Source organism: Elusimicrobiota bacterium (genome assembly GCA_041658405.1).
In the GTDB taxonomy this organism is placed as follows: Bacteria; Elusimicrobiota; UBA5214; order JBBAAG01; family JBBAAG01; genus JBBAAG01.
In genome coordinates, this window is record JBBAAG010000099.1 from 1 (window position 1) to 9,429 (window position 9,429).

At 42.9% G+C, this 9,429-nt stretch carries 8 protein-coding genes; 7 read left to right on the forward strand and 1 reads right to left on the reverse strand.

The window, feature by feature from the left end:
• From WC955_12100 to WC955_12130, 7 genes are all read left to right on the forward strand, one after another.
• Window positions 1-477: aromatic ring-hydroxylating dioxygenase subunit alpha (locus WC955_12100; protein MFA5859794.1), on the forward strand; the 477-nt coding region annotated here is incomplete at its 5' end.
• Window positions 477-1,580 carry a radical SAM protein gene (locus tag WC955_12105; GenBank protein ID MFA5859795.1) on the forward strand — a complete coding sequence of 368 codons (1,104 nt, stop codon included), beginning with the start codon at window positions 477-479 and terminating at the stop codon, window positions 1,578-1,580. The genes WC955_12100 and WC955_12105, both read left to right, overlap by 1 nt.
• A gap of 24 nt (window positions 1,581-1,604) precedes the next feature.
• A complete protein-coding gene (locus tag WC955_12110; protein MFA5859796.1) occupies window positions 1,605-2,306 on the forward strand; it encodes a DNA alkylation repair protein in 702 nt (233 codons plus the stop codon).
• Window positions 2,307-2,378: 72 nt separating this feature from the next.
• The gene (locus WC955_12115; GenBank protein ID MFA5859797.1) at window positions 2,379-3,761 is read left to right on the forward strand and encodes an FAD-dependent oxidoreductase; all 1,383 of its coding nucleotides are present in this window, start codon (window positions 2,379-2,381) and stop codon (window positions 3,759-3,761) included.
• A gap of 15 nt (window positions 3,762-3,776) precedes the next feature.
• Window positions 3,777-5,717, forward strand: coding sequence for a DUF3604 domain-containing protein (locus WC955_12120; GenBank protein MFA5859798.1), 1,941 nt, complete (start codon window positions 3,777-3,779; stop codon window positions 5,715-5,717).
• Between the two features lie 128 nt (window positions 5,718-5,845).
• Complete coding sequence (locus tag WC955_12125) at window positions 5,846-7,168, forward strand: sulfatase (protein ID MFA5859799.1); 1,323 nt, start codon at window positions 5,846-5,848, stop codon at window positions 7,166-7,168.
• Between the two features lie 9 nt (window positions 7,169-7,177).
• Window positions 7,178-8,776, forward strand: coding sequence for a sulfatase (locus WC955_12130; GenBank protein ID MFA5859800.1), 1,599 nt, complete (start codon window positions 7,178-7,180; stop codon window positions 8,774-8,776).
• Window positions 8,777-8,781: 5 nt separating this feature from the next.
• On the opposite strand, the gene WC955_12135 is transcribed toward WC955_12130, so the two are convergent.
• Window positions 8,782-9,429: heparinase II/III family protein (locus WC955_12135; GenBank protein MFA5859801.1), on the reverse strand; the 648-nt coding region annotated here is incomplete at its 5' end.

Genomic DNA, 9,429 nt, shown 5'->3' on the forward strand with positions numbered 1-9,429 from the left:
TGCCGCACGATTATCGACGGGCCGGTGGTGGACAAGGTTAGCGACAAAAAGTTTTACGTGTATGTATATATGCGGAAAGAAGACGGGACGGTTGCAAAGAAAGCTGCGGAGTTACCACAAAAAAATATTAACCAGTTCAAACTGGAATTCATCTTCCCTAACCTTTGGGAAAACCATATAAACGACAAAATCCGTATTCTTATCGCTTTTGCTCCGGTCGATGAGAATAATACAATACTCTATATGCGGTTTTACCAAAATATGGTAAAAGGTAAAACGTTGGGCAAACTGTTCTCGTGGCTCGCTATGCCGTTTAACCTCAAAGTAGCGCATCAGGACCGGCACGTAGTACATACGCAAGTACCGAAAGTTACAGCGTTGCAGATGGGGGAAGAACTTTTCCCTGGAGACTTGCCGATTATCCATTACCGTAAACGCCGGGAGGAACTTAAGAAGTTGGTGGAAGGAAGGAAGTAGTGAGTAAAATTAGTTCGGAAAGTATTCTTAATTCAACAATAACATCGTTGTTTACCGATGCGCAAAAGGTTTTGGGGAAGAATCTTCTACTTGCCGGCGCAATGTTTTACTATCTTCGTTGCCAGGAACGGTTTGCGCAACGAAGGAAAAGATATGCAAAAAAACTTGGTATCCCAGTCCCTGCGTTTATGATTTTTAGTGTTACCCCGGAATGCAACCTCAACTGTCCCGGGTGTTACTCAAAACTACAGCACGGACATACGATAGAAGGTACTGGGCTCGCGCGTAAAGTTCTTACTAACGATGAAATTGACAGTATACTTTCCCAAGCGGAAAAACTTGGCATCGGCATAGTTCTTTTGTCCGGTGGGGAACCGTTGATGAACAAACAGCTATTTGATATTACTGAACGTTACCGGCAAACACTTTTCCCGGTATTTACAAACGGGTTGATAATAACCAAAACATTGGCAGGGAAGTTAAAACACATGAATAACGTTGTCCCGATAATCAGTATCGAAGGAGGGGAACGGTTTACCGACGCGCGCCGCGGGGTGGGTACATTCAATCAAATCGTTGAGACGATGATGATGTTGAATAAGAAAAAGGTATTTTTTGGTACATCAATTACGGTGACTAAAGAAAATTATCATGTTGTTACCTCAGAAAATTATGTTAATACATTAGTGGATATTGGGTGTAAAGCTTTTGTTTATGTTGACTATGTCCCTGTTGACGGGAAAAGTGAAACTCTGGTGACAACAATAGAGCAAAAAAGCGGTATAGTAAAGTTTATGGCATTATGCCGGAAACAGTTTCCTGCTTTATTCATATCATTTCCCGGGGATGAAGAAATGTTTGGAGGGTGTATAGCAGCGGGCCGCGGGTTTGTGCATATAAACCCATATGGCGATGTGGAGCCATGCCCGTTCGCGCCGTATTCTGATTCTAACCTGCGCAAGGTGGAGCTTAGTGAAGCGTTACAGTCAAGGTTTCTTAAGATTATCCGTGAGGATGAAGGGAAACTTAAGGAAACATCGACGGGTTGCGCATTGTTCTCCAACCGCGAGACTATTAAGAAAATTATTGGAAGTTTAAGTTGATATCTTTATACAGGATTATGGGTAATGAAACAAAGTAAACAAGTTTTTACGTTAGAACAAGTGATGAAATTGTTAAAGTCTAACGCGCAGCCTGACCAAATCGCTGCGATGGCAAGGTTTGGCCTTACCGGTGAAAACAGGTTGGGGGTTTCAATGCCTAATCTGCGTAAACTCGGGAAAAGTGTTGGTAAAAATCATGGGTTAGCGCTGAAACTTTGGGATACCGGTATACCGGATGCTATGATCCTCGCAGCTTTGATAGAAAATCCAGCGGAAGTTACTGAATCCCAGGCGGATAGGTGGGTTAACTGTTTTGCTGCGTGGGACGTATGTGATCAGGTATGCAGTACTGTGTTTGATAAAGTATCCTTTGCTGAGAAAAAAGTGTATGAATGGTCACGCAGGGAGGAAGAGTTTGTTAAACGCGCAGCGTATTCACTGATCGCATATATTGCGTGCCATGATAAAAAGTCGACGGATGAAAAGTTTATTCAGTACTTCGGTATTATCAAATCGGGTTCTGAGGATAACCGTAACTATGTAAAAAAAGCGGTTAGCTGGGCGTTAAGACAAATCGGGAAACGTAATCTCAGGTTGAATAAGCTGGCTATAGATTGTGCGAAGGAAATACAAAAAACGGAGTGTAAAGGGCCTAGATGGGTAGCATCGGACGTTCTCCGTGAACTTACGAACGAGAAGATATTGGCACGGATGAAGAATAAGTAATAATATAATTCCCGGTTTTTTTGACTTGTTAAAATTGAAGTTTGTAAATACAAAGGAGTTTAAGACGATACGATGTTGAACAAGCAATCTGATACAAAAACAGTTGTAGTAGACGTTTTAGTAGTTGGTGGCGGCCCCGCGGGAATTATTGCTGCAACAGCTGCAGCGTCAGGTAACAGGAAGAATAGCAAGAAACTCACTGTTGCACTGGTTGAAAGCAGGGGTTATCTCGGAGGAAACCTCAATATAGGTATTCCGATATTGGGTTTCCTCAGTGAAAAGCGTGTACCGATAATAAAAGGGTTACCGCAAAAGTTTATTGATCGCCTAAGAAAAGTCAATGCTGCGAGCCAGCACCAACCATGTCCTTTGCATGTAAGTATTACTTTTATTGAACCCGAAACAGTGAGTAATGTAGCATTGAAAATGTTGAAAGATTATGGTGTTAAAACGTACTTACACACAAAGTTCAGCGGGAATGTTGCGAAAAAAAAGGGAATCATTAATAGTATTACTGTAGTACAGAAAAACAAGCGGATAAAGTTTGTCGCACCGGTAGTTATTGACTCTACTGGTAACGGTGATGTCGCGTACTATTCCGGCGTTCCCTGCAAAAAAGGTAGTGACGAAACCGGAGGAATGCAACCTCCGACGTTGATGTTCAAAATGTCGGGCGTAAACACTGACAAACTAAGGTATGCTATTGCAAGAAATAATAAAGTATACTCCACGGACTATATCCCCGCAAGATATTTTGCACAACATAAACGGTTTATAGTCGTAGGGTTACGCAAACAAGTCGTTGACGCACAAAAACACGGTATAAAAATATCAAACGAACGTACTATCATTATTACTGGCCTGCGGAAAGGCGACGTGTGGATAAACATGACCCGCGTTAAAGGTGTTGACGGGACGTCAGCCCGTAGTATTGAAAACGGGACCAAGGTTGCACAGATGCAGATTAAAGAAATTGTTAAGTATCTCAAGGGCTATATTCCCGGGTTTGAAAACGCAAGATACGTGAAAACCGCGCCGTTCCTCGGGATACGAGAAACACGGAGAATTGTTGGTAAGTATGTATTAAACCGTAAAGACCTTCTTTCCTGCCGGAAGTTTAGCGATGCTGTAGCGGTTGCGAGTTATCCTATTGATATCCACCATCCTAACGATAACGATGGAACACTTGAGTGGTGCGGCGATTGTTATGACATACCCTATCGTTCACTATTACCCCGTGGTATTAACAACCTTATTGTTACCGGGCGGTGTATATCGACTACACATGAAGCGTTAGCGGCAATCCGCGTGATGTCTACCTGTATGGCAACTGGCGAAGCTGCGGGACGAGCTGCTGCAATAGCGGTAAGAGATGGTGTCAGCCCGCAAAAAATCGTTGTACAGAAGTTAAGAAAAGAACTTATGCAAAATGGAGCATATTTACGGAAAAAGTAAGAGAAGGATGTTAGGATGAAAAAAGTTAAGAATTACGAAAACTTTAATTATTACGATTTGTCGGAGTGTAATGACAAGATATCAGTCCACGGCCTTGATGGCGTGAAAGCAGGGCAGGTAATAACTTTTACCGTAGAGGTTGTTGTTGGGACAAAACCTGTCCTTCCCGGGGACGGGTTGATGGTTGGTGTACCGTTCGGGTTTGCATTGCCGCAGGTAACCGAACCGCAGAGGGAAGGGTATACAACAGTAAATATACCAACGGGTGTTAGTGTACAAACAAGAGTTGATCCAAAACGTGAACGGTTTGCGCAAGTAATTATCCAAACAGGGCAGCTGGATGTTGGAGCAAAAGTAGTTTTAATCTTTGGTGACCGCAGTAAAGGATGCCCGGGTATCCGCGCGCCGTTACAGGCGTTTAACCAGATGCTTGTCCCGTGTTGTAGAAAAGAAGAGAATAAACTCATCGCGACATCACCCGCAGTGGAAATGAGAGCCAATAACTTCGCAGCTCTGCGGTGCCATCTATCCCCGACTTTCCGTCAGGGTAAGCCCGTAACGTTAACTATTGTTGCAGAAGACCAGTATGGCAACAGATTAATAAGCTTTACAGGAAAAATTGCAGTACTAAATTTGTCTATAGGTAAAAAAGTGCCGAAAATAATTGAGTTTACACGGAAAGACAGAGGGAATAAAAAGGTTACGTTTATACCAAATAGCGATCTACCGTACTTCCGTGTGTGTACGCGATATAAAGGAACAGAGTATTTATCGAATCCGTCAGTAAAATTGCCGGATGATTTCCCGTATAACTTGTACTTTGGCGAACTACACGGGCATACTGAGATGTCCTACGATGCAGGGGGAACGATTGAAGGGTATTACAAATTTGCGCGTGATACCGCAGTGCTTGACTTCGCTGCGGTTACCGATCATCAGATCGGTGTAAAAAACCTTGGCGGTAATACTGAGGGAACAAAAAATATTGGTAGATACGGCGTTCATGCCGCGGCGGTACCGTTTTTTTTGATGTGCCGAATGGAACCCCGTTGGAAATACACGCTTGGGAAAACAAAGAAGTTTAATAACCCAGGCCGGTTCGTCACTTTTCCCGGATTCGAACTTGCACCGTCGGGATTATCCGGTCATCGTAATCTTTACTATCTCGAAGATTATCCTGAGATGCTAACCGCACCGGAAGGATGGGATGGGAAAACAGATATTTTGTCGGGATACATAAAAAACCGTAAAGTACTTGTTATCCCGCACCATCCCGCAATCGCGTGGAACGCATATGTTAATCGCAATTCTAAAGGATTGGTATATTCGGACATTTCGGCAGAATACCAGCCGGTAGTAGAGATGTACTCAAAACACGGGTGCAGCGAATATTTCGGTACACGCCGACCGTTACGGGGTGAAGTTGTGGGATATCACGCACAGGATATGCTTGTTTTGGGGCATAAGTTCGGGTTTATCGCCGGAGCGGATACGCATATGGGAAACCCAGGATCGTCAATGATGCAAAGCGGGCCGTTTACAACATTACAGTACCGCAGCGGGCTTATAGCAGTATGGGCAAAAGAACTTACCCGTGAATCGTTGTGGGATGCTATTTTTGCGCGGCGCGTGTATGCTACTACGTATAACAAGACAGTAATATGGTTCACTGTTAATAACATTTTCATGGGTAATACCGGTTCTATAGGCTACGCGCAATATCCAAGAAAAATTGTTTTACGTATCCATAGTGCTGTAAAAGTTGTGAAGTACGAAATTTTGAAGAACAACGAAGTTATTTACGCGAAATGCGAGCATATGATAGAACCTGATTTCGATATTGAAGTCGAAGACGCTGCGATATCAGGTAAACCTGAAGATTTTTATTACGCACGGGTAACCGAGTCAGAAGGCGATATTGTGTGGTCCTCGCCGGTGTGGATTGCAAATAAATAGATTAATTTTAGTATGCATGACTGCTCACTCAATAACTATTTTGCAGGAAAAACGGTTGGAATCGTTCGCATCTATACATGCTGAAAATATAAAGAGAATAAAACACAAACAAGAAGAGTAACTGACAAATGAATAAAAAGGTAAATGTACTACACATAATTTCGCATGATACCGGCAGAATGCTGGGATGTTATGGCGAACCAGTGAAAACGCCTAATCTCGACGCTGTTGCGCGGGAAGGTGTAATATTTACCAACTACCACTGCGCAGCGCCGCAATGCAGCCCGTCTCGCGGGGCAATGTTTTCCGGGATAATGCCGCATAACAACGGGCTTTATGGTTTAGCGCATCGCGGGTTCAGTCTTAACCCCGAAGTTAAGTATCTACCGCGGATAATGGCAAAGAACGGGTACGATACTATCCTTTTTGGTGTTCAACACGAAAACAAGATTGTTAATCCTGATGTTTATCTGACGGAAGAAAAACGGTTAGGGTATAAACGGTATTATAAAGGTAAGCTACGTTATGCTGGCGAAATCGTGATGTTAGTAAAAGAGTACTTATCAAAGAATCCAAAACAACCGTTTTTTGTTTCCGTAGGGACAAAAGAAACTCATCGCGAGTTCCCTGTGATACACAAAACTCCGAAGGATATAAAAGTACCGGAGTTTTTAGTTGACCATCCTGACGTAAGGAAAGATTTTGCAGAGTTCAAAGTTTCACTTACACAGTTTGATGATATGGTTGGTGTACTGATGAAAACGTTAAGAGATACAGGGTTAGATAAAAATACGATGGTTGTTATTACAACAGACCACGGGATTGCTTTCCCCGGTGCAAAAGGGATGTTACTTGACCCCGGGACCGGCATATTTATGATAATCCGTGATCCCAAAAATTTTTCCGGTGGTAAACGGATAAACGCGTTAGCTTCGAATATTGACCTTGTTCCGACCATACTTGAATATCTCAGGATACCAGTACCAAGGGAAGTACAGGGTAAAAATCTTTTACCTGTAGTTCGCGGGGATAAACGTGAAGTACATGACGAAATATTTACTGAACTTTCGTACCACGCGGCGTACGACCCTATGCGTGCGATACGTACAAAACGGTACAAATATATCCGGTCGTTTGATATAAGGCCATATTTTTTTCTGCCGAACTCTGACGACGGGTTATCCAAAAGTGTGTACTATAAAAAAGGGTATTACTCGAAACTACGTCCTACCGAGTTGTTGTTCGACCTTAAAACCGATCCTTTGGAACGCCGGAACGTTGCTGGAGAAAAAAAGTATCAAAAAGTGTTGAAAGACTTGTCTGAACGGTTAGTAAACTGGATGGAACGTACAAATGATCCTTTACGCAACGGCATTGTACCTTTACCGCCCGATGCGAAGGTAACCCCGCCGTGGGAGTATTCACCTAAAAAAGTGTGGGGGGAGAATTAGGATATTTTTATGGAAGGGAATTTTATGGTAGTGAACTTGCGTAAAGTATGTACTGCGGGTGTGATGTCCGCGTTGTTAAGTTTTAACCGCGCGCCAAGCGAGTGCGGTGCAGCAGAAAAAAAGGTGGAATCAAAACCTAAACCGCCGAATATCGTGTTTATTCTTATCGACGACCTCCGGTGGGATGCCTGCGGGTATGCTAACCACCCGTTCTCAAAAACGCCGAATATTGATAAATTAGCGAGTAACGGCGTGGTGTTCAATAATAGTTTTGTAACTATAGCATTATGCGGTCCCAGCCGCGCGTGTTTTCTTACCGGCCAGTACGCGCATAAACATCAGGTATTGAGAAACAGGGATTTGACAGATATTTCGACGGGTACACTGACCTATCCTCTGGTACTTCAGCAGAACGGATATACTACGGCGTATGTCGGTAAATGGCATATGGCTAAAAATAACCGTCCCCGTCGCGGGTTCGATTATTGGTTAAGTTTTACGGGGCAGGGTGATTACACAAAAAATGTTTTAAACGAAAACGGTACAGAGTTTGAGAAAGAAGGGTATATCACTGATGTACTGACAGAGTATGCAGTTAAGTGGCTGGATACACAAAAACAGGATGGGAAACCGTTTATGCTGTATCTCTCTCATAAGGCGGTACACGATATTTTTACACCGCCTCCGCGATACGCCAAACTGTACGCTGACGCAGAAATTCCGGAACCTGCGAATTTCCGGGATGACCTCAGCGGGAAGCCGGTTAATCAGCGTAAATGGTTAAGTTCAAGGTTGATGTCAATCGGTACTTCGACAGGAACAAAAACTGTACCGCCTGCATTACCTCCCGTAGGATGGAGTATAGGGAAGAATGACGAGGAGAACACTACTACCCGCGGATGGGTGAAGAGAGATAGAACAATTGCTGATATGCGTGAGGATATGATTAACTACCACCGTTGCCTCGCAGCAGTGGATGATAGTGTCAATAAGGTTGTGGAACAGCTTGACAAACTGGGTGTTCTTGATAACACAATGATAATTTTTGCCGGGGATAATGGATATCTATGGTACGAACACAGGTTTTTAGATAAACGCTGGGCATACGAAGAGTCTATGCGGATACCGTTAGTTATTCAATACCCCAAGTTGGGACGTATGAACGTGAAAGTAGACGATTTTGTTTTGAATATTGACCTTGCACCGACAATTCTTGATTTTGCCGGCGTACCGGTACCTGATACTATGCAGGGACGTTCAGCACGGCCGTTGATGGAAGGTAAAGTTGTCGATAACTGGCGGAAGTCGTTTTTCTATGAATATTATTACGAAAAAGCGTTTAAGATACCGTCAATACTTGCAGTTCGAACGAAGGAGTGGAAGTATGTAACATATCCTGATATACAAGATATTGACGAGTTATACGATCTTGTGAAAGATCCGAATGAACTTAACAACCTTGCTGAGAAAAGCGAACACTCAACACAACTGAACTTGATGAAAGACGAGCTGCAACGGTTAATAAATGAAACAGGATATGTTAAACCGGTATTACCAGCTGAAGTACAAGATAATAAAAAGGTTGTGGGTGAGAGTAAGGAAGAATAGCGGGATTACTTTTTAGGAGTAACTCTTAACTCAATCCTTGTAACCACCTGGTTTTTGTTGGTGGGCAGATTAAAATATATACGGCTCAACCTGCCGGTTTTACGGTTAGATTTAAGTTCTTCCGCAAAATCTTTTACCTGCATATTAACCTTCTCCGGGGTTTTGATTGTTAACTTTGCAATTATGTTATTACCATCAATCTCAACGGTATTATTACCTGTAACTCTTACCGGCAAACGTGTAATAAAACCTTCTTCTATACTATCTGGTTTAACTAAAAATTCGTATTTGTCTTCTAAAACAAATACCGGCGTTTCGGGATCTTCAATTTTTGGTAACTGTAGTTCACGGTTGAGCGACGTCAATGAAGGTTCATCATATGATTTTGAGAAATCAATCATTATACGTTTCTTTTGAGGTGAAAATTCTGTGATCTTGCCATAAAACTTTAACCCCGGGGATTGGAGTTTGCCGTTGATCACAGGTACGCTATGGCCGTATGAGTTAGCAAAAACATTGTTGTATCGTTTACCCGAAAAATAGTCTTTGTCATACAACCCGGATCCAGGGTCACAAAGGATGGTTTCTCCATTTATACGAAGTATAAAACTGCCGATGTCGTTATGGTTATGCGATTCAGCGTTGTGCCCGGC

Coding starts and splice junctions, on each gene's coding strand:
- WC955_12110 (MFA5859796.1), top strand. CDS start 1,605: ATGAAACAAAGTAAACAAGTTTTTACGTTAGAACAAGTGATGAAATTG.
- WC955_12115 (MFA5859797.1), top strand. CDS start 2,379: ATGTTGAACAAGCAATCTGATACAAAAACAGTTGTAGTAGACGTTTTA.
- WC955_12120 (MFA5859798.1), top strand. CDS start 3,777: ATGAAAAAAGTTAAGAATTACGAAAACTTTAATTATTACGATTTGTCG.
- WC955_12125 (MFA5859799.1), top strand. CDS start 5,846: ATGAATAAAAAGGTAAATGTACTACACATAATTTCGCATGATACCGGC.
- WC955_12130 (MFA5859800.1), top strand. CDS start 7,178: ATGGAAGGGAATTTTATGGTAGTGAACTTGCGTAAAGTATGTACTGCG.